The following is a 19,714-nucleotide window of genomic DNA, read 5'->3' as shown; positions in this document are numbered from 1 at the left end:
TAAACCTTTAATTTACATAAATAATTATATCTACCTATTTTACATTATTTTACACCATTTAAACACACCTAAAACAAGCCTTATAATAAGCGCTTTTTCAAAATAAAATATCTGATCATAAATCAATTAAAAGGGCTTAACTATTAAATAACACCAATGTTATGGTCTTCTCCGTTGGGATAATTTCAAAGCAAACAAAAAAATAGACCTTAATGGTCAATATTTCGCGAGATAATCAAACTAAATGAGGTCTAAACTGATTTTATAAAATGTACGAATTACAAGCTACCTATAAAAACACATCAATTTATTTTGTTAAAGCATTACTTTTAATAAGAACACTCAATATATTGATATATTGCAACCTGTAAAATCACAACACATAACCATAGCTAAAATCTATGATGAAAAAAGAAAGGAAATAATCCAATTGCTGCCCGTGATGAAAAAGTATATTGACTAAAAATCCAATTCTCACCTTAGAATCAATTTTAATACCTCATCTTACTAACAGCTAATTTTAAACAATTAGAAATAACGAGGCCAAAGATAGTTTGTTTTCCTGAACTAAAGCCTATTTTTTAAAACGATATTCGCCCAACATCAAAGCGTGATTCCTGCTGAAAACACAGATGAACTCTTCACATTCCTCAGAAGATTGACAATAGCAATCTTTAAAGTCTTACCAATTACCCCTTTACCGTTCGTTAATTTTTTGTTATTTTTGCCGTTGGGTCCACTTAGTGATTAAAAATAATGCGGCACCTAGGAAACTTATACTGTTTCCTTTTGTATGTTCATAGAGATTAAAATTTCCATTAGCACATTTTTCTCATTAAGGTATCGCCCAACATACATTTACAAAGTAATTTTATTAAAAAAACACCTTATGCAAATTAGTAACTTCAGGCTATCTGAAGCCAAAAACATTCCGCTTTTTTTTATCTCTTGTCTATCTCATTCCAGAAAACAAAAGAGACGCTCTCTTTCATATTCTCCCTTGTATCACCGCGACTCCTAAAACTCACCTTTCCTGGGTTTCTTTATGATCCTTTCTTCTTAAACAGGAGATAAGGACTTTACTTATTTCACTAAATCATTAAAAACATATGTCTATAAAAGTTACTAGAAAAGAAAAATCTTCTACGTTTTTAGGGTTGGTAGTCAATAAAACGGTCTTTTTTGCGGCTACTGCGGTCCTCATCGCCAGCGTCGTATTCACCCTTATTTTTAAGGAGCAGGCAGATTATTATTTTGCTATAGCCCAGAGCAATGTCTCCGCACATGGCGGATGGATATACACCCTCTCGGTCAACCTATTCATAATCTTTTGTCTTTATATGGCCTTTGGCCGCTTTGGAAATATCCGTATCGGCGGAGAGAAAGCCAAACCCGAATTTAGCCTATGGGCTTGGTTTGCCATGTTGTTCAGTGCCGGTATTGGTAACGGCTTGGTACTTTTCAGTATTGCCGACCCCGTGAGAGACTTTTTAAACCCTCCCCGACTCGCTGGGCAAGACCCTGCCCTTATTGCGCAAGAAGCCATCAATTTCTCCTTTTTACATCATGGAATTCACGGCTGGGCAATATATTCTGTAGTGGGACTCTCCTTAGCGTATTTTACCTTTAACAGGAAAATGCCGCTCACCCTACGGTCTGCCTTCTACCCTATTTTTGGGAATAGGATCTATGGCTGGATGGGCGATGTTATCGATATAATGGCGGTAATCACTACGCTTTTCGGCCTTGCGACCACCATTGGCTTCGGAGTGGGACAAATTAATTCGGGCCTTACCCATGTTTTTGGTATTCCTAGCTCATTGTCTTACCAAGTCATTATTATTCTTGCTGTAACCGTTGCAGCTACCATTTCGGCATTTAGCGGTGTAAACAAAGGGGTTAAAATATTAAGTGAACTCAATGTGCGCGTTGCCTCCATTATCTTTTTGTTGGTGCTTATCCTTGGTCCAACAACCTTTATTCTAAAGTCATATATCCAAAACATCGGTAGTTACCTCATTCACTTTGTAGATATGGCTACTTGGACAGAGTCTCTTAGGGAAACCGATTGGCAAAAAACAAGAACCATCATGTATTGGGGATGGTGGATTTCATGGTCTCCATTTGTAGGTACTTTTATCGCTAGAGTTTCTAAAGGCAGAACCATTAAAGAGTTTATTCTTTGTGTATTAATATTACCGGCCTTGGTTACCTTTCTTTGGTTTACAGCCTTTGGAGGTACAACCATGCGCGACATTCTCCTAGGGGATACTGCCTTGATTGCTGCGGTCAACGATAACATCTCTACGGCCTTATATGTCTTTTTTGATAAGTTCCCATTGGCTATAGTGCTAAAAATACTTGGGCTTGTACTTATTAGTAGTTTTATCATTACCTCTGCCGACTCGGGTGCCTTGGTAGTAGATAGTATCACTTCTGGCGGGAAATTAAAAACGCCTCCTTTCCAAAGGGTTATATGGGCTATCGCCACAGGAGTAATTGCCGCTGTGCTGATGTATGGAGGCGGACTAAATGCTTTACAAACAGCAGTGACCATCTCTGGACTCCCATTTGCGATATTACTCGTCATAATGTGCTTTTCCCTTTATTCTGGAATAAGAGAAGACTTCCAGAAATCTGAACGAGAGAAGAAGCTCATCGAAAAGGAAGCCTATCGTAAAAACATCCTACAACTGGTCAATAAAGAACGGGAGGATCGAAAAGTAAAATCCTCAGAAACCATAGCAGAAGAAACCCTAACCGATAACTAATAAAGAATGACAAAGAATGTAAGCTTAGACAAGGAACTAAGTCTAATGGTTGCTTTGGACTTAACGCAAATGGATGCTATCCTTCTGCGTTATGTCAGCTTCCTATCTCGTGTATGGAAAATAAAACACTTATACTTCACACATAACATAAAACAATCCCAACTATATAACCTATATGAAGACTTCCTTAAGGACGATATCACTATTGAAGATATCGTTGGCCGAGAATTAGAGCGCTCTATTAAAGAAAACTATGCTGGTACTGCCCCCCATACTCTTTTAATAAGCTCGGACAACTACACAGAAAGTGTCCTGACCGAACTAGCAAAGGAATACAAAATAGACGTGGTGGTCACGGGGAACAAGGATGAACTGCAGGGAACAGGAGCGCTGTCTCAAAAGTTAGTCCGTATGCTTCAATCTAATCTATTATTGGTACCCGAGGAAACCAAGCACCATTTGAACAAGGTTTTAATCCCTACCGATTTCAGTGCCGATTCTGCCAAATCATTCTTGGCCGCCAAAAGCCTTGTAGAGAGTAGCAAAGGGGAAGTTGTAGCACTGCACGTCTACAACATTCCGTCTTTCTTTTTTCCATATATCGACACTCAGAAAGCAATCGATAAGACAAAAAAACACTTACATCTTAAGTTTCAGCAGTTTAGCAAAAAACACCGTCTAGCAGAAAATGTGAGATTTCAACATATAGATAGAGAAGAGCTCTCTGTGGTAGAAGTGATTGAACAGCAAGCCGAAAATGAAAATTTTGACATTATCGTCCTTTCTGCCAGAGGAGGGAATAATATTACTTCTCTTTTTATTGGAAGCATCACCAATGATTTATTGCTCAGAAATAGAAACATGCCACTGTTAGTGATCATATAGCACGCCAGAACAGGCTTTGCTGCTAGCAAGGCCTGTTCTGGCGTTATATCCTGGAGACCGCACAAATACCCCTTTCTCTTTCCTACTTCTAAAACTGCGTCCATGTACATCTGAAGTCCTAAGGTCTTGCTTCGTTAATTTTTATCCAATTCGATATCCATACCACCAAATCTTTTTGCTATTAAATTATAAAGTAAGGCTTCGACTATCCCTATTAGAAAACCAACTATCGCAAACATAATGGGCTGCACTACTAACGCAACATATGCGAGTGCTGTACCATAATTCACAGATCCAGTGTTTATAATATCATAGAGAGTTCCACCTAATGAGTATATAATTCCGGTAATCATTCCCAAAGGCGCCATTAAAACAGCCTGGAATTTCGCCAATGCTAGCACATTTATTTTTTTTAATCTAGCCATAATTCATTGAGGTGTATGTTCTAATTTTTAAATTATAGGCGATTGCTTTCTCTTAAAGCAAATGATTTTTTTTAAAATGACTATCGATTCATGTAATGATCTAAAAGATAATTCCATCATTTTAATTTTGATGCCCTCCATTCCTTGGTGGTTCGTTTAACGGCCCATGCTTTTTTGAGCTATCCTACCTATTCTTATCGCCCCAAAGGTCTTTCATCACTCCATTTAAATCTCTCAGAGCCTAGCTACAGTCCCCATAAAATGAAGAACCATGCATGGTCGCCAGCGTTTTTGGTTTTAGATCTGCCAAGGAATAAAGTAGTTTTGACGTTTGATGGGTATAGGGCGTATATTCCATTAAAGGTCCTTGTTCATACTCGAGCATCGATTTTCTATGTGGCCCCAAAATGTCTTTATCCGTAATATCGTCCACATTGCCATTTTGATGAAATAAATCCGAACACAACAAGGTTCCGTTAGTTTCTTCGAACAACACCCCAGCATCCCAACCATGTGGCAAATGAGGTGTTCTAATAAATCGATATTTATGTTTTCCTGTGTTTAAAATTGTGTTTCCGGACATGGCATGGGCAGGTCTTATCGCAAAATCGCCCATATTAACAATAGCTCCGGCTTCACTACATACGGCCTTGGCATTGGGTGCAATCTGTAGCCATTCGTTAAGCGCCCCGCACTCATCTACTTCAAAATGACTAAATCCGATCCACATAAGCTTGGAGGGATCAATAATTTTTCGAACAGCTTCGAGTACCACAGGAAACATATTCCGCATGCCGGCATGATATAACATAGGCTCTTCATCCAGGAGTAAGAAATGGTTGAATTGTAAGTTAAAATCTTTGACAAATACCGATATCCGATAGCAATCCGGGGCTATTTCTGAAACTTTGATCATTGGAGTAGCGTTTTAATAATGAATAAAAATTAAATTTTTCAAATTGTGGCAACCTAAAATAAAGTGGGGGATAAAATGGCATACAGGAAAAACGGTAAGCAAATACCGTAACGGTTAAACACCTATTATAAATATAACCATTATATGCTAACTATCAACCTACTAGTTGATAAAACCCATAATATCCCTTTAATTTTTTATAGGCTTCCCGAACGGACTTGAGCTTACTATTCTGTGCTACTTCCTTTTTCTTTTATAAGAACTCTGTACTATTTGATGTAGAAAAACTTCTGAACTTAGATGTTCAAATACGAGAGATCTGGGGATTTCTCCGAATAATGGAATACCTGCTCCCAATACAATAGGGATGGTGGTTATTATTAATTCATCTATTAAATCTTCTTTTAAAAAACTCTGAATGGTTAGGCCCCCATCGATATACAAGCTTTTGTATCCCCTTTCATGGATCGCCTTCAATATCGCCGGCAATGTCCCCTTTACCAGCATTGCTTTTTCATGGTATGGGGCTGGAATGGAGACCATCGTTGTACTTAGGACAAAGACGGGCTTGCTAAAAGGCCATTCCCCTTCAAAACTACAAACCATTTCAAAGGTGTTTCTTCCCATGACAATTGCATCTATCCCCGCCATGAATTTCACAAACCCCAAGTCCGAACCCTCAGGATTTGGAATGATCTAAAAAATTGGGCCATTATCCTATTCCAATACCGAAAAAACATACATATGCCAGTAGCTTTTAATTTATGGACGTTGTTGGTATTCTTATATCATTTAACGCATATACCAATGGCCTCCTTTTTCCAATGCCCCGCGTTAGGGATCGCAGCGGCATCCCCGCAGCGGAGCAAGGGATACAGCGGAGAGCCCGACCGACGAAGGAGGGAACGCCCAAAAACACAAGCATATGGTGGTACTGAAATACGAGCTCCTCCGGATACTTAGACAAGGAAGGAATTGAATTATAATGGTTGTTTCGCTATTTCTAAGAAAGCCCCCCGCTGAAGCATGAGCTCACCGCTTACTACTATCTTGAATAAAAGATGTTTTTGATGAAAATTTTCTCCCCATCAAAATCATGATCTCCCCTAAAAAACAGCAATGCCGTAACATTGGTCATTCCATCTTTCTCCACCAAATTTGAAATCGGTACAGCAAATTTCGTCCATTCTTCCGCTAGCCTATACGTATCATTCTTTCCAAAAGTGATATAGTTATTTACCAAATTCCCTTGGGAAAAAGCACCTGTCTGAAAGCCGAGCTTGAAAGAGGATGTAGTAGCGCCCCTTATTTCAAAATTTAAAGTGCCATCTTTAAAGTTTGATAAATTTTCGCCCCTACCGACTGTTTTTAATTCCAAAGCACATCCCCACCAATACCCCGTTCCGGTATCTATCTCTATGATACCTTCCTTGTTCATTCGTATTTCACAGGTACCTTCCCAAGAATTCAACTTAATTTTTGCACTGGGGAAGGTAGCGTTAGGCGAATCACTGCTAGGCCATGAATCGTGTATAATTACGTAATTATCCTCCTTTATTCGATCTCCGATCTGGTACATATCATTCACTGTTGTAATCTCCAACACTCCCATTTCGCTAGCTAAAGGCGGCAACAATACCTCTGTCAGTAAGGCAGCGGTATCTCCGTTATAGGTTTTGGTAATGGGCAAACCATTTCTGGTCAACCCATTAAACATTCCTTGATCAACTTCTTTCCACAAGGCATATTTTGCTTCTCCTTTTAGGTTTATAAGCCCAAAATGATTTTCCGATCCCTTACCATTGCTTGGGGCTTTCCATTGTTCATCAAAGGCTTCAAAATAAAAACAGGATATCCCTGCAGCATCGGTCCAGCTCCGTATACGGTCATAATACAACTTCATTTTGTATTCATCTGCCGCCCGGGAGCCCGTACTACCGTAGGAGAAACTAGCTTTGCCTGCCCAGCCCGTTTCCCCTATATGAATTGGTTTGTCGATACCTAAACTTGTGATATAATCGGCGCAGGATTGGTACTGACTCTTTGCGTGTTCTACAGCCCTGAGCATGGCTGCTTCCAATTGCCGGGCTTCGGATAAATTTTCTTCTTTCTCTGGTACCCCCCAAAATTGTGGGTGGTAATACGTATCATGAAAAGGATAAGTGTGAAGGGACACAAAATCTACCGCTAGGAGTAAATTTTCCAAGTCTTTTGAATGATAGCTTTTATCGCCTCCACCCCAAGATTCGTAATTATCAGAACTGGTAATCAAGATATCGGCCGGAAGTCCGCCCGATTTTTTCAAGGCCTGTAAATGTTCTACCCAATTTAAAATAATCTTGGGGACCACAAAATAATTCACTGCCCATTGCACCATAGCCTCATTGCCCACCGCTATCATTTTAACAATTTCGGGATAGGAATTGGCCAATGCTATAGCGGTTTCAATCTCCGCGGTATTGTTTTCAATATTTTCAGCAGCGTGATTCGGGTATCGGGTCCATGCCGCTTCGCATTCTATCCAAGCCCCTAACATTACATACATTTCAAAGCTAGGATCTTCTTCCTTTAATTCTTTGATAGCTTTGAGAAGGTTAGCTGCTTCACTATATTGCTGGGTATTATAGGTTCGCAGCAGCTTTGTACCCAGTGCCGATAGGAGCCTCATATCGTCTTTTAATTCGGCTACGGTTGGCACCGTATCGCGGGTTTTATATCGGTAACCGCCATAAGAAAACGCCCTATATTCCGAATTTCCCAAAATATCAATCGCAGCTTTATAGGGTACTTCTTTACGAGTCTCCCAACAACCACTCAACATCAGTACTATAACAATATACCCCACTAACCTTATTCCATTTATCATTTCCCTATCATTATAAAAACCTGGTTTAAAAAAAACATTACGGAACCCCATAAACCACAAGGTCATTAATACGGGTTATTCCTTTAAAAGTGGATACTAAAAAGGCTAGTACGCGACTAGCCTTTTCTTCTTTCCCCTATTCTCACCTATAAAAAGATTATTGGTATACCCTTACATAATCTATTTCCATAATCGATTCAGAAAAAGCAGCATCAATAGTACCTCCCAAGTTACCGCCCATGGCCACATTCAGAATAATAAACTGATCTGCGTTGAAGGGCCAGGTATTGGCATCTTTGGTTCCGGGCTTATAGGTATAATAGAGTTCATCATCTACTAAAAAAGATATCTCATCTTCGGACCAGTTCACGGAATAGACGTGGAATTCCGCTGCGACATCGCTCAACGTGATGCTACCAACATTTACCGTTGCCCCACTACTGGAGGGTGTATGAATAGCCGCTTGAACCACATTTGGATTATTGCCAACATGCTCCATAATATCAATTTCCCCTGTTGCGGGCCATCCTACGGTATCAAAATTAGCGCCCAACATCCAAATGGCCGGCCAAGTACCACCTCCCTCAGGAAGCTTTGCCCTAACATCGACCCTACCATAGGTAAAACCGAACAGGCCTTGGGTTTTTATTCGGGCCGAAGTATATTCGTTTCCTTCATAACTTTCTGCCTTGGCCGTAATTTTTAACGAGCCATCTTCTACCACTACATTATCGGGGCGTCTGGTATAAAATTGAGATTCGCCATTCCCCCATCCATTATTCCCTACACCTTCATCGTAGGTCCATTTAGCCGGATTTGGTGCACCATTGGCATCAAATTCATCGGACCATATTAAATTGGTATACTTTACATCTACCTCGTTATCCGCGGCTTCTTCTTCGGTGGTCAATACAAACCACCAATCAAATTCATTATTCCAATCCGTTGTTCTAAGGACCATTTCATTCGCGGAACGTCTAAAGATTTCGTACTGGTGCGACCCTCCAATATAGAAGCCTGTAAATCCTATCCCGGATAAGCTTAAGGTCTCTACTCCACCGGGAGCAGAAAGCGACCAAGTCGTACTGTACTCCTCCAAGGGGTAATTCTCATATTCTTGACAGCAATCGTTAGGGGTATCTTCCGTGGTAGGCCCTAAATCAACATCTATTATTGCAGCCTTCCCAAATATTGTTCCCTGTGTTTTATGGGTAAAGGTACCGTCGGTATTAAAAATAAAACGATCATCGTACATTCCGGTTGCCGCCTTATCAAATGCAGGCGCTGAGAACCACTCGGCGATTATAGAGCCTCCTACAGGTCCCAATCCAAAGTGTCCTGCCGCTTCAGCTTTTATTCTCCATTCCCTAGAACTGTTGGCCGTTAGCATGGTCACCAGGTCGGCAGGAGGTTCGTATAAGGCTAATACTTCCACCTCAACGGAAGCACTGGAAGACAGGCCACCGGTACCAATGGCCACCACGGTTACCGTATAAGTATGTAGTCCCGTATTGGAGAAATTATAGGTCTTTGCCCCCGAAGGAGAAGCCACTACTTCATCGTTATAGACAAATTGGTAGCTTAAGGCATTATCTGCTTCGGCGCTAAAATGTACCGTACCACTGCCATCCCCATAAGGGTTATCGGCATCCGTACCCACGATTGATGCTGTTATTAAAATGTTGGACGGAGCTATTATTTCCCCTACCGATATGTCCTCTTCCTGGCAACTATAACACCCAAGGGAGAGTAAGAGAAATATCGAACTATAGATTATATGTTTCATATGTAGCGATTTATTATATTTTTTAACGGTTATATGAAATTCGCACGGCTGAATTCGTATTTGCGACCAGTTTTCGGCCATGCTTATTTCATATTATCATTTTAAAATTTTGACTTATTATTTTTGCACAATATCATCGATATAAATGGTAAAATTAGCGGAGCCATCCCCTACCGTCCCATTATCCATGATCAGCACCAGATTGGTAAAATCTACCGAGGTGCTAATCCCCGAAAAATCGAAGTTCAGTTCCTCCCACTGTCCAGAAACGGTAGTGGTGGCCGTTACTTCTGCCGAAGCTACAGTATCTGGCCATGGGGTAGCATCCTCAAATTTCATAAGCAGGTTCAACCCTACTATAGGCGACCATACTTTTACCGTTACGCTGGTAGAAGATGAGAACGAAAAGGGTTCGGGGACCGTTATTTTGGACCCTGCCCATGGCTGTCCGGCCCCTTTCACCATTTGCGCTACCATTTCCGAAGCATTTCCATTGGTATCCGGATTGGCAATAATCGATATATCACCGCCATCAAAACTACTTAGCGCTTGTTGTGGCTCAAAGTCCAGAAAAGATTCAACTGATATATCATCTAAAAAAACGGTAAAGTTCTCCGATCCATCTCCCACGGTTCCATTATCTATGATCAGCACCAGGTTATAAAAATCGACCTCGGTACTAATGCCGGAAAAATCGAAGCTCAGTTCTTCCCACTGTCCAGAAGCAGTGGTAGTAGCCGTTATTTCTTCAGAAGCTACGGTATTTGGCCAGGGAGTATCATCCTCAAATTTCATCAAAAGGTTCAATCCGGCCCTAGGCGACCATACTTTTAGGGTAACTGTTGTTTCGTTTATAAAGGAGAACGGAGTTGGAACAGTTATTTTAGATCCAGCCCAAGGCTGCCCTGCCCCTTTTACCAATTGCGCCACCATACCTGACGTATTGCCATTGGTATCCGGATTGGTGATAATAGCCATATCGCCCCCATCAAAAGAACTCAATGTATAAGGAACCTCAAAAGTAATTGAGGTTACACTATTTTCTCCTCCTGTAGATGCCCTATAGAAGTATATATTATCTATAAATACTGTTCCACTAGCCCATGGCTCCCCAACAAATTTCAATTGATGGATATCGGCAACGGTAAGACCTTGATCAGTAAAGGAGGAAATAGGGATATTAATACTGGTCCATTGACCTGCGGTAAGATCGGTCCATACCGGTTTCTCTCCGCTGCTCACACTGATCAGTGACGTTTCTATTCTAGTTACATCGGAGGTCCACACATCCATATGAATATATTCCATGGCACTTACATCTACTGCAGCTCCAAACTGAATGCCTTGATAACTTAAGTTGATATACTGTAGCATGGCATCTCCTTCCAAATCAAAGGTTGCCCAACTACTACCTTGGCCTCCTTGCCCCCAATCTGGGAAATAATCGGCCCCGGTCTCATCGGTATAACCACTGCTGAAAATAGAAATAACATCTTGCGAGGCTCGTGTAGGTTGTTTGGGTGCCGAAGCTATAGGTTGTACAATTTCAGTAACTAAAAATTCTTCTGTATATTCCGTGGTGGCAATAGCACCACCTTTGGCCACTACCTTCACGGTATAGGTCCCAGGTTCCCTATATATAAAAGAAGCTGTTTCGCCAATATTTGCCGACACCGGCTCATCGGTGCCTTCCTCTCCAAAATAAACATCAAAAGAGGTCGCATACGCTGCGGTAGCCGTTACATTTACTTTTTTGGATACTGCTGCGTCATTGGATATAGTAGCTACCAAATTTTCAGGAGCCTTAAAGGAAACCACCAAATCTTGCGTGACTTCCGTTTTTAAGCCTGTTAGGCCCTTACCCACTATTTTTACCGAATAACTACCTTCTGTATAGGTGTGACTGATATTCCCGCCTGGCTTAGTATTTGCCGGTTCTGTAGTCTCGTCCCCAAAATAAATATCGAAAGACACTGCTCCTTCTCCGTTCGGAGTAATCGTTACCATTCCAGAGTTATCTTGAGAAATGGCAAATAGGGCCGAGATATTGGAGGGAGGAACAACAGTATCCAAAAAATCGATACTATCATCCCGGGTACAGTTAAAAAAGAACAATACCATGAGGCTAATACCAACTATATATTTTAATGTTTTCATCTGTTTATGTTTAGTTTTTTAGTATCCCGGATTTTGTGTCCATCGATTCCCTGTCAATTCCAATTCTATAGAAGGGATGGGGAACAATTCATTTTTATTAGTAGTGAACCCTTCAATTTCCTGAGCCGCCTTTCCGGTTCTCACTAGGTCAAAAAACCGATGTCCTTCCCCCACTAATTCTACCCTACGCTCGTGGTAGATAGCCGCGGTGAGATTGGCTCCTGTAGAAGTAACATCGGCGAGTTCAGCCCTAGAGCGCACCCTATTGAGATATCCCTGAGCTCTGAGGTCGCTTATATTTCCTCTGTTCAATGCCTCTGCCGCCATCAAAAGCACGTCGGCAAAGCGAATGGCCCTATAGTTATTGGGATTGGTCAAATTGGCATCGCCGGTATTTAGATCTCCTTGTCTAGAAATATATTTTCTATTGTAATAGCCGGTATGCTCATACCCTTCTACATAGGACACCCCGTTATTCTGGGCAGCCCAAGCTTCTATATCTAAAATAGCCACCTCCTTACGGCTATCCCCATCTTCAAATGCATCAACTACTTCTTGGGTAGGTACGTTAAAACTAAATCCAGACTCGAATACTGGGCCCGAATAGTTTCGTATCCCGTTAAAACCAACGGCCACGTTTCCTTCGCTACACTGCAAACATCCAAAACCGGCTCCTTCTTCGTCGGTATACTGCACCTCAAAAACAGATTCGATGTTGTTTTCATGCTCGTTTTCAAAGATTGTAGCATAGTCTGTAACTAAATCATAGGGACCATTTTTAATAAGTTCTTCCAAAACAGTTGCCGATTCGGTAAACTTTTCCTGATACAAGTATACCTTTCCCAACAAGGCCTGTGCGGCTCCTCTGGCAACCCTTCCTATTTCGCTTTGGGTAACCGGCAAAGTGGCGGCTGCGAATTTTAGGTCCTGTTCAATTTGGGCATAGACTTCCGCTTTGGGAGTTCTTTCTACAATATCCTGATCTCCAAACTGCAATCTTTTATCAACGGCCAAAGGAACATCGCCAAACCATTTTACAAGTTCAAAATAGTAGTATGCCCTAAGAAAAGTGGCTTCTGCCAACACCCCTTCCTTTCCGGGAAAATCGGTTTTATCCTTAAATTCCATGATGTAGTTGGCTCTATTAACCCCAGCGAACATCCAGCTCCATATATCGCGTAATTGCGCATTTACCGGGGTGTGCTGCATATCGTCTACTTCCTGAATACCAGGAACGTCGGTAGCACTTTCCCCACCCGCCAAGGTATTGTCCGAGGCAATCTCCCCCAACATTACATTAAGGTAGGTAGATTGAAGCAAGTCATAAGCCGCTGTTAAGGCACTTTGGTAGTCTTCTTCGGAATTAAAGAAATCTTCCGAGTTTTCATCAAAGGAATCTACATCCACAAAATTATCTGAACAAGAGAGCATTCCCATGAAAAGGACAAAGTATGCTATTGTATAACTGAATATATTATGTTTCATTTTCATCTCTTTTTAAAATTTAAGATTTAACCCTAATAAATATGTACGGGGAACTGGGTAAAAGCCTGGGTCTATCCCTGCCCCAATGGGATCACCGGAAGATGCACTCGGGTCATACCCCCGGTATTCGGTAAGGGTAAAAACATTGCTGGCCGATGCATATACTCTAAGGTTCCTTACGCCCAAACGTTCTATTGCCTGCTCTGGCAGCGTATATCCCAATTGTATGTTTTGCAATCTTATAAAAGAGCCATCTTCTACATAGAAGTCAGAAAATAACGTATTAGAGGTAGCTCCCGTAGTTACCCTAGGATAGGTATTGGTTGATCCCTCTCCCGTCCAGCGGTTTAATGCGTAGACCGATTTGTTCACCAATGGTTGGTTCCGTTCGTAATTCCTAACAATATCATTGCCGACATTGGCAAAGGCATAACTGCTAAAATCCCAATTCCTATAATTGAAGGAAAAATTCAACCCCATAGTAGCTTCTGGGATGGGACTACCTATACCTGTTCTATCTCCCGAATCTATCTTGCCATCGCCATTCAAATCTACAAATCGCAAATCCCCAGGCGCTGCATTTACCTGTGTGGCATGGGCGTTTACTTCTTCTTGGTTCTGAAAAACACCATTGGTCTTTAACCCGTAGAAATAGCCCAATGGTTTTCCGTTTTCCATACGAGATGGGGGGTCCTGACCTACACCAAAGGAACCTGCAGCCACAAAGCCAACCCCATTGTTGACCGATATTACTTCGTTTTTCAAAAAAGTAACATTGTAATTAACACCGAAATTAAAATCCTTGGAGCGATCACTGGTATACCCTATGGCAAATTCAAATCCTTTGTTGTCTACCGTACCAGCGTTCACTACAGGCGCTTGGGAACCAGGTGCCGCGGCTCCCAAAATTCCGGAAACCGGCGGTTGCAATAAGAGACTTTCGGTGCTTTTCTTGAAATAGTCAGCTGTGATGTCAATTGTGTTGTTAAACAACTTCAGGTCTAACCCAACATCCAGTGTTTTTTGTTCTTCCCATTGTATTGCAGGGTTAGAAAGTATTCCTACGGCTTTACCAAAAACAAGGAAATTATTAAAGACATAAGTACCTTCCCCATCCAAAATAGATCTAAAGGCATTGGTTTTTATTCGATCGTTCCCTACAATACCATAGCTTCCCCTTAGCTTAAAAAAGTTGATCCATTTACTTTTCTCTAAGAAAGCTTCATCGGACACTATCCATCCTATTGATCCTGAAGGGAAATATCCAAATCTATTTTCCGGACCAAAACGGGTAGAACCATCCCGTCTAATAAGCCCCGATAGCAAGTACCTACCTTTATAATTATATTGAAGTCGAGTAAAGTAAGACAATAGGCGTTCATCAAACTTTCCACTTAAGCCACTATCTTTTAAACCATTGATAACATCTACGGCATTTTCTATTTTGGCATCCGAAATATTGGTAGGGTTTTCAAAGAAGCCTGTAGAACTTCCTGAAAACTGACCTTTAGTTACAAATACGGACATACCAAGGGTACCCTTAAAATTGTGGTCTTCCCAAAATGTTCTGTCATAATTCAAAAAAGCATCAAAGGTATAATCCTTAAAAATGTCCTTGTTCACCGAAACGGAATTCCGCCCCGTATTATTAAAAACCTTTCCAGAACCATAGAATACGGTAGGTGTAAAAGTTTTTCCTTCCACCTCTGCATAATTGAATTGAACACTGGTCTCTACCACAAAATCATTCCAAAAGGAATAGTTGGCACCCAGCTTACCGCTTATTTTATTCACATCATTTTTATTGAAGGTGTTTTCTACCTGCGCCAGTGGATTGATAACCTCATTGCCCAGGCCCTCTGCTAAAGAATAATCCCCATTAGGCTCCCTAATAGGAAAAGTAGGGGCGTTGTTCAAGGCGTTGAACAAAACAGATCCCAAATCATTCTCGGATAATGTTTTTCTATTGGTTCCTGTATAAAGGAGATTGGCCGTTACCTTTAAATTTTCCAAAATATCGGTATTAAAGTTTGCCCGCGTGGTATACCTTCTAAAATTGGCCTTTCCCCCGCCGACGATACCATCTTGAGTCAATAATGAGGCACCAAAGGAATAGGTAGATTTTTCGCTACCTCCATTAATGGAAAGGTTATGGTTAACCACAGGCGCTCTTTGAAAGACCTCATTTTGCCAATTGGTCCCCTTCCCTAAATTGGCAATATTGGGATATGGCAAGGGACTTCCTCCAGCTGCAAAAGCTTCATTGATCAATAAGGCATATTCTGTTGCATTCAGCACTGGAATTTTTCTGGAAGTTTCCTGAGTCCCTCCATAGACATCATAACTAAAGCTCAGATCGGTATTTCTCTTCCCTGTTTTGGTAGTAATTAAAATTACACCATTGGCTGCCCGTACCCCATAAATACCTGCGGTGGCATCTTTCAGGATATTCATACTCTCTATGTCCCCGGGATTAATGACACTTAAATCTTCTATTACGTTGCCATCGACCAAAATTAATGGCCTGTTATCCCCATTGGTAGAGATACCTCTAATACGGATACTAGATCCACTACCGGGAGATCCTGATTCTGAGGTAACCTGCACTCCGGCAACCTGCCCCTGTAGGGCTTGTTCTACCCTTGTTGGGTTAAGATCGGCTATGGTCTCCGAACCAATAACCGCCACAGCCCCGGTAAGTTCTTTCTTTGTAGAGGTCCCATAGCCTACGACCACTACCTCTTCCAGGGCACTTACATCGTCCACTAAGATTATTGTCAAGGGGGTAGCATTTTGAATAGTGACCTGTTTGGAAACAAAGCCTAAATAGGAGAAAACTACAATTTCCCCAACAGCAACATTGTCCAATGAAAAGTTCCCGTCAAAATCTGTTGTGGTCCCCCTACTCGTATTCTTTATGATTACGTTTACACCGGGCAGCGGCTCGTTAAAGCTCGCATCCTTTACAGTACCAGAGATTTTCAGATCCTGACCCCATAAACTAGGTAAGCTACATAAAAGCGTAAGAAATAAAAAAGTGTTCTTCATCTGATTAATATTTTGGAGTCTCAATGTACCCTTAAGAAATCAAGAATCCTCAAATATTACCACTACAAAAAACATACAGCACTAAAAAAACACGGAAAAAATACGGAATTCGCATTTCAGACCTTTAACTATATAGGCTAGGAGAGATTATTTATTGTTAAAAAAATTAACTTTTAATTAAGAAAACAGCCGTTGTATAGGTAATGTATAGGTGAAAAACATCTATGTAGTGTACACTAAAGGTTAAGTATATAATCTGTAAGGCTCATTTCGTGGGAAAGGTTCATTTTTTTACGCAGACGATACCTTTTTACCTCCACACTGCGGACAGAAATATTTAGCAAAGGCGCAATTTCTTTAGAGGATAAATTCAATCTAAGATAGGCACATAACCTTAAATCGCTTGGGGTAAAATCTTCATGTATTGTTTTTACTTTCTTTAAAAAATCTTTATCGGCATTATTAAAAGCCTCCTCAAAAAACTTCCAGTCGTCCTCATTGCCAATATTGCGATCTATGGTCCTTATGACAGCTTTAATCTGGGGATCTGCAATCTTGGTTTTCTTCAATTCCTCTTTTATGGTATTCAGGAACTCGTTCTTTTTTATAATGCTCATGGTAGACACGGCAAGCTCCCTATTCTTACTCTCTATTTCGCTTTGTAACTTTTCATTGTTAAGCTGAATAATCTTCTTTTGCGCTTTCAGCTTTTTACGCTTTAGCCTTTTTTTATTTTCCAATACAAGTAAGTCCTGTTGTTTCTTATAGTATGCTTTGTACAATTTGTGAATTAACACCACTATAAAAATGCTCCCAAGAATATAAAGGGCGATTGCCGTATTGGAAAGATACCATGGCTTGGCTATCACAAAACTATAAGTAGCTACATCTTTTGTAAGCGTATTGCCCACCTTGGCCCTTACTTTAAATATATAGTCCCCAAAGGATAAATTTTTAAAGGAAATATCCGGTGTTTTGGTCCAACTGCTCCATTCATCATAAATCCCTGTGAGCTGGTACTGATAATTTACCTCGGTATATTTATCATAATTGGGCACGCTAAAAAAGAATCGGAAACTATTATCCGAAGATTTAAATATGTTATCTCCTTTCAGGTTCACTTCTGTATTGGGAGAATCATAATATTCTTGAAATATTGCGTTTATGGATATCTGGTATTCCTTGCGCTTCAATTTATCTAAATTTAGGGTAATATACCCATGTGACATCCCTATTAAATAAAGCTGGTCTTTTAGATGTGTTATAGATTCGAAACCCAACACCCCCATGTTTTTTCTGAAAGATGAAGGAATAGAAATTTTGGTAGCCTGCGGTTCGTTATTAAATTTTCCCGGAGCAACATATATGATATTATTTTTTGTAAATCCCCAGAGTTTTTCGGCTTGGCCATCCAGGTTAAGGATTCCTATAATAGGATCATCCTCCCCAAAAAAATGACTGGTTAGGACCGAATCCAAAATAAATTTGTGCTGATCGGTCCTCAATTTAAAAACACCATTGATGGTCGTATAAATAATGTCGTCCTTGTATTTGAACAAACTAGAACCGGTTCCTTTGGACTCCTCTTTTTTTGTTTCTGTCACTTTATCAAAACCTGCATCTATTTTTAAGTCAAAGACCCCCTTATAGTCGTGATTAACGAGAACTTGCTGTGCATTTATAAATTCAAAGAATCTACTAGAATTATCAAAACCATTAATTTTATTCTTAAACTTCCACTGACCGTCTGTTCGTTCAAGGACACTTAATCCTTTATAATTCCCCTGTAATAGTAGGTCATTGCCAGCTACTATTTTTTGTATATCCCAGGTTCCTGGGAAGTCAGAAATTTTCTTGGCATTTTCCCCATTTATTATAAAAGTCCCATTATGGTGCCCACAAAATAGGGTACCATCAATTTGTTTCAGCATCCATACCTGTCCTTTGGTATTCTCAATAAGGGTATAGTCTCCATTCTGCTCTTCTCTTTTATAAAACAGCCCCTGATTTGTTCCCAAATACCTAATATTGTTAAACAATATAGCGGTATAAACAGCTCCTACTCTTCCCACCTCATCAATATATTCGTTGAAGGGCGAGTCGATATTCAATACGCTTATCCCATTATCCAAACCTAACCAGAGGTTATGGTCTACATCTTCAAAAAGGGACAATACGGTATTGTTGTTCAGGCCATTTTCCTGATTTATATGGCGCATAATATTCCCCTTTTGGTCCAATTGAAAAATTCCTTTGGAAATGGTCCCCAAAATAAAGGATCCGTCTTTTAAGCGCATACTGCTATATACCTGTGAAGCAGATAACTCTTTGTCTGCCGAAATAACCCATCTATTGAGGCCGTATTGGTCCAAAAAGTAAAATGCTCCTTTTTCGGTGACTATCAAAGTAGTATTCCCCATATCAAAAGCCCCGACTACAATATCATTTTTTAGCACCGCATCGTCCGATACCAAAACCGACTTTCCGTTCTCAATGGTGAAAATTCCCTCATTGATCCTTTGGAAGTAAATGGTGTTGTTAACCTCCAGAATTGCAGCTCTAGTGGTTTTAGCATCCAATATTTCGAAAGATTCATTGTTCGTATTATAAATGTAAAGGCGATCCAAGGATTGAAAAATTACCCAGTCCTTGAACTCCGAAATATTCCAAAATTGTTCATCCTCTATGAGGGAATCTTTCAGTTCATTAGATAAAGCGTTGTAATTAAGGTGCCCAAATTCGTCCTTTGTCCAATATCCGAACTCCATATAACATCCCGTATATATACGTTCTCCGACCACCTTAACCGATCTTAATGGAGTACCATTGGGGGAAGGGTACAATTGCCAATTGGCCCCATTATATTCTAACAATCCGTCGTTATTGGCCACATATATATAATTGTTTTCCGATTGAGAAAGGGACCAATTCTGATTGCCCGCACTGTAATCTATAGGGCTAAAACTCTGAATAGGGGGCAATTCCTGAGCACAGATTCCGAAAGAAAGGAATATAAAAATGTAAAAAAAGATTTTCAAAATATTCAAAATTTTCAAAATTCTTCTTAAATATAAACGTTATATATTGAATAATAGGCACTTTAAACAGTCACCTTCCAATTCCTTATACCTGGTTAACTTTGCCAACCTCCAATCTTTTGGTGGCAAGCACCGATAGAGCTTTCGTATACTTCATTCTCGCCGATCCACAAACTATTGCCAACACCTCATAATTTATGGATGTTAATTGTATTGTTGTATCGCTTAACTCACAGAGCAATAGCCTTATCCGCGTTAGGGATCGCAGCGGCATCCCCGCAGCGGAGCAAGGGATACAGCGAAGAGCCCGACCGACGAAGGAGGGAACGCCCAAAAA

11 protein-coding genes are annotated in these 19,714 nt (G+C 40.5%); 2 read left to right on the top strand and 9 right to left on the bottom strand.

Going from position 1 to position 19,714, the window contains the following annotated elements; genetic code table 11:
* Positions 1-1,109: 1,109 nt before the first annotated feature.
* Together BUA16_RS14345 and BUA16_RS14340 are read left to right on the top strand one after the other, a co-directional pair.
* The gene (locus tag BUA16_RS14345; RefSeq protein WP_072765444.1) at positions 1,110-2,771 is read left to right on the top strand and encodes a BCCT family transporter; all 1,662 of its coding nucleotides are present in this window, start codon (positions 1,110-1,112) and stop codon (positions 2,769-2,771) included.
* Positions 2,772-2,777: 6 nt separating this feature from the next.
* Complete coding sequence (locus BUA16_RS14340; RefSeq protein WP_084668513.1) at positions 2,778-3,656, top strand: universal stress protein; 879 nt, start codon at positions 2,778-2,780, stop codon at positions 3,654-3,656.
* A gap of 134 nt (positions 3,657-3,790) precedes the next feature.
* On the opposite strand, the gene BUA16_RS14335 is transcribed toward BUA16_RS14340, so the two are convergent.
* The 9 genes from BUA16_RS14335 to BUA16_RS14295 form a co-directional block, all read right to left on the bottom strand.
* Positions 3,791-4,081 carry a hypothetical protein gene (locus BUA16_RS14335; protein WP_072765442.1) on the bottom strand — a complete coding sequence of 97 codons (291 nt, stop codon included), beginning with the start codon at positions 4,079-4,081 and terminating at the stop codon, positions 3,791-3,793.
* Between the two features lie 241 nt (positions 4,082-4,322).
* Positions 4,323-4,997, bottom strand: a complete 675-nt coding sequence (locus BUA16_RS14330; RefSeq protein WP_072765441.1) for an oxygen-binding di-iron domain-containing protein — start codon at positions 4,995-4,997, stop codon at positions 4,323-4,325.
* 237 nt (positions 4,998-5,234) lie between these two features.
* Positions 5,235-5,648, bottom strand: coding sequence for a dihydrofolate reductase family protein (locus BUA16_RS14325; RefSeq protein ID WP_072765440.1), 414 nt, complete (start codon positions 5,646-5,648; stop codon positions 5,235-5,237).
* Positions 5,649-6,042: 394 nt separating this feature from the next.
* On the bottom strand, positions 6,043-7,863 hold the full coding sequence (locus BUA16_RS18250) for a glycoside hydrolase family 17 protein (RefSeq protein WP_178338889.1): 1,821 nt from the start codon (positions 7,861-7,863) through the stop codon (positions 6,043-6,045).
* Between the two features lie 157 nt (positions 7,864-8,020).
* A complete protein-coding gene (locus BUA16_RS18700) occupies positions 8,021-9,649 on the bottom strand; it encodes a family 16 glycosylhydrolase (RefSeq protein WP_072765456.1) in 1,629 nt (542 codons plus the stop codon).
* Between the two features lie 117 nt (positions 9,650-9,766).
* Entirely contained in the window at positions 9,767-11,806 is a 2,040-nt protein-coding gene (locus BUA16_RS14310; protein WP_178338888.1) for a PKD domain-containing protein, read from the bottom strand.
* Between the two features lie 18 nt (positions 11,807-11,824).
* Positions 11,825-13,297, bottom strand: coding sequence for a RagB/SusD family nutrient uptake outer membrane protein (locus BUA16_RS14305; protein ID WP_072765437.1), 1,473 nt, complete (start codon positions 13,295-13,297; stop codon positions 11,825-11,827).
* Between the two features lie 6 nt (positions 13,298-13,303).
* The gene (locus tag BUA16_RS14300) at positions 13,304-16,339 is read right to left on the bottom strand and encodes a SusC/RagA family TonB-linked outer membrane protein (RefSeq protein ID WP_072765436.1); all 3,036 of its coding nucleotides are present in this window, start codon (positions 16,337-16,339) and stop codon (positions 13,304-13,306) included.
* A gap of 236 nt (positions 16,340-16,575) precedes the next feature.
* Complete coding sequence (locus BUA16_RS14295) at positions 16,576-19,377, bottom strand: helix-turn-helix and ligand-binding sensor domain-containing protein (RefSeq protein WP_245795573.1); 2,802 nt, start codon at positions 19,375-19,377, stop codon at positions 16,576-16,578.
* Positions 19,378-19,714 lie beyond the last annotated feature (337 nt).

This window comes from Arenibacter nanhaiticus (assembly GCF_900141935.1).
Taxonomy (GTDB): Bacteria; Bacteroidota; Bacteroidia; order Flavobacteriales; family Flavobacteriaceae; genus Arenibacter; species Arenibacter nanhaiticus.
Note: the sequence above shows the minus strand (reverse complement) of the source record. Positions and strands in the feature narration are given on the sequence as shown.

Coding starts and splice junctions, on each gene's coding strand:
- BUA16_RS14335 (WP_072765442.1), bottom strand. CDS start 4,081: ATGGCTAGATTAAAAAAAATAAATGTGCTAGCATTGGCGAAATTCCAG.
- BUA16_RS14325 (WP_072765440.1), bottom strand. CDS start 5,648: ATGGCGGGGATAGATGCAATTGTCATGGGAAGAAACACCTTTGAAATG.
- BUA16_RS14345 (WP_072765444.1), top strand. CDS start 1,110: ATGTCTATAAAAGTTACTAGAAAAGAAAAATCTTCTACGTTTTTAGGG.
- BUA16_RS18250 (WP_178338889.1), bottom strand. CDS start 7,863: ATGATAAATGGAATAAGGTTAGTGGGGTATATTGTTATAGTACTGATG.
- BUA16_RS14330 (WP_072765441.1), bottom strand. CDS start 4,997: ATGATCAAAGTTTCAGAAATAGCCCCGGATTGCTATCGGATATCGGTA.
- BUA16_RS14310 (WP_178338888.1), bottom strand. CDS start 11,806: ATGAAAACATTAAAATATATAGTTGGTATTAGCCTCATGGTATTGTTC.
- BUA16_RS14305 (WP_072765437.1), bottom strand. CDS start 13,297: ATGAAAATGAAACATAATATATTCAGTTATACAATAGCATACTTTGTC.
- BUA16_RS14340 (WP_084668513.1), top strand. CDS start 2,778: ATGACAAAGAATGTAAGCTTAGACAAGGAACTAAGTCTAATGGTTGCT.
- BUA16_RS18700 (WP_072765456.1), bottom strand. CDS start 9,649: ATGAAACATATAATCTATAGTTCGATATTTCTCTTACTCTCCCTTGGG.
- BUA16_RS14300 (WP_072765436.1), bottom strand. CDS start 16,339: ATGAAGAACACTTTTTTATTTCTTACGCTTTTATGTAGCTTACCTAGT.